This is a genomic window from Kitasatospora putterlickiae (genome assembly GCF_039527695.1).
Classification (GTDB): Bacteria; Actinomycetota; Actinomycetes; order Streptomycetales; family Streptomycetaceae; genus Kitasatospora; species Kitasatospora putterlickiae.
Genome location: NZ_BAAAKJ010000110.1, coordinates 1 through 2,319 on the forward strand (window position 1 = coordinate 1; position 2,319 = coordinate 2,319).

Annotated in this window: 3 protein-coding genes; 1 reads left to right on the forward strand and 2 read right to left on the reverse strand. The window is 76.5% G+C overall.

The annotated features are described in order from the left end of the window. Window positions 1–900: SMP-30/gluconolactonase/LRE family protein (locus ABD308_RS11520; RefSeq protein WP_344331974.1), on the forward strand; the 900-nt coding region annotated here is incomplete at its 5' end. Between the two features lie 14 nt (window positions 901–914). Here the strand turns inward: ABD308_RS11520 and ABD308_RS11525 are convergent. Further along, window positions 915–1,631 (reverse strand): (2Fe-2S)-binding protein, encoded by a 717-nt coding sequence (locus ABD308_RS11525; protein ID WP_344331976.1) that lies wholly within the window; start codon window positions 1,629–1,631, stop codon window positions 915–917. Window positions 1,632–1,711: 80 nt separating this feature from the next. Further along, complete coding sequence (locus ABD308_RS11530) at window positions 1,712–2,098, reverse strand: barstar family protein (RefSeq protein ID WP_344331978.1); 387 nt, start codon at window positions 2,096–2,098, stop codon at window positions 1,712–1,714. Window positions 2,099–2,319: the final 221 nt, after the last annotated feature.

Here is a 2,319-nt window from a genome sequence, read left to right on the forward strand (position 1 = left end):
GCGCTGCTCGCCGCCCCGCCGGGCGTGGCCGTGGCGCCGCCGCTCGCCGACGCCCGGATCGTCGCCCACTTCGACATCGCCCAGGGCCTCCAGCCGGAGAACATCGCCGTGGAACCCGACGGCGCGGTGGACCTCACCTTCTCCAACGCCCGCCAGGTCGGCCGGGTATCCCCGGACGGCCGGCTCACCGTGCTCGCCACCATGCCCGCGCCCGAGCACCCGGCGACCCCCGTGATCGGCGCGGCCGTCGTCTCCGGCCTGGCCCGCGCCGACGACGGCACGCTGTACTTCGCCTACGCCACCGGCACCGAGGACCTCACCGGGATCTGGCGGCTCTGCCCCGGCGAGGAGCCCGAGCGGATCGCCGCGTTCCCCGCGGAGAGCCTGCCCAACGGCCTGGCGCTGGACGAGCACGCGGGCGTGCTGTACTCCGCCGACTCGGTGCTCGGCCTGGTCCGGGTCGTCCCGCTGGACGGCGGCGCCCCGGCGGTCTGGTCGGACGACGCCGCGCTCAAGCCGGTCAAGGCCTTCGGTGCCAACGGCCTCAAGGTGCACCGGGGCGCCGTGTGGGTCGGCAACACCGAGACCGGCTCCCTGCTGCGCGTCCCGATCGGCCCGGACGGCGCCGCCGGCCCCGTCGAGGTCCACGCCGGCGGCCTCCCCGGGCTCGACGACTTCGCGTTCGTCGGCGACGGCGACGACCTGCTCGCGGCGCTCAACCCCTCCAGCGAGGTCGTGCACATCGGACCGGACGGGACCCGTCACACGGTCCTCGACGCGTCCGACGGCCTCTCCAACCCCACGGCGGTCGGGATCGGCGGCGACACGGTGTACGTGCCGAGCGCCGCCTTCTTCACCCTGACCGACCCGAACCTGCTGGCGGCGACGCTGGAGCGGTAGGCGGGCGGTGCGCGCTACCGGCGGCCCGGTGGGCGGGTGAAGCAGCAGTCGCCGCAGACACCCGCCCGCGGTGCGGTCCGGTAGTAGAGGCAGCAGCTGGTGCGTCGGAACGCGGTCCCGGTGAGTGCGCCGGTTCCGGCGAGCGGTGGGTGGTCGAGCGCCTCGGCGACGAGCGCGCGGGCCGGATCCGGTGCGGCGTGGGCGCCCAGTACGCGCAGCGCGCCCGCCAGCGCGGAGGCCGCGTTGCCCCGCAGTAGTCCGTCGGAGAGCGGGACCACGGACCGGACCGCCGCCGCCAGGTCCGCCAACCACCCCTCGACGACGGTCCGCCGGAAGCGGTCTGCGAGCGGTGCCGGGTCGGCCGTGGCGGGCCCGCCCGGCAGCCAGAGGTCGATCGGTCCCTGCTCGGGGACCCGGACCCAGGCCCGGTCGGGGCCCAGGTCGGGCAGCTCGCCGAGCAGGACGGCCGCACCGAGGCCCACCGAACAGAACCGGGCGGCCAGGCCGAGGTGGAGGATGGACGCCGCGACCCGCGGCTCGTCCGTGCCCAGCCGCCGCGCCACCTCGCGCACCCGGCCGGCCAGCGGCCCGCCCGGGTCCGGGGCGTAGAACTCGCGCAGCGGCCGGAAGCCCGGCGGCGGCGCCTGACCGGGCAGGGCGGCGACGTCCAGGGCGAAGTACGGGCCGACGGCGGCGAGTCGGCCGTAGTCGGGCGGCGGCGCTTCGCTCATCGGGCTGGTCCTCCGGTTTCCGTCTCCGTGCCGGGCGGGGCGCGCGGCAAGGAACGGTACCGTGCGGCGACGCCGGGGCGTCACAGGAACCGCAGGGCGCCCGGCGCGCGCTCCTCGAAGATCGTGACCAGCCGGTCGAACACCGTCGGCCCGCGTCCCGCCCGCGCCTCGGCCAGCTCGGCGGCGACGGCCGGACGGTTCGCGGGGTGGCAGCGTGCCAGCCGGAGCTCCAGCTGACGGATCGTTTCGGCGTGGCCCAGGTGCTCGCGGGAGACCCCGTGGTCGTGCCACTCCACCGCGAAGTCGCCGTCGTCCGGCGTGCCGAACCCGCCGCCGAGGCAGTCGGCGAGCGCGTCGAGGTTCCGGCCGAAGTAGCCGCCGGGGCCGTTGACCGCCTCGCCGATCGCGTGCCAGAAGTCGTCCGTCGTCCTGATCCGCGTGCCGTCCAGGAGGTACACCGTCGTCATGGTTTCGGAGGATACGGGTCGGGGGAGGGCGGCGGTCGCCTGGACCTTAGGCTCGGAGGCATGTCTGCCGAGCCCGGCCCCGTGTCCTCCGCCGCCGGAGTGTTGTCCGCTTCCGGAGCTCCATCCGCGCCCGCCGTGCGGTTCCGTCGGCCGGCGGGGGTGGCGGCGGCGGGGGCCGTCCTGCTGCCCGTCGTGCTGGCGCGTCCGGGGCAGCACGCGGC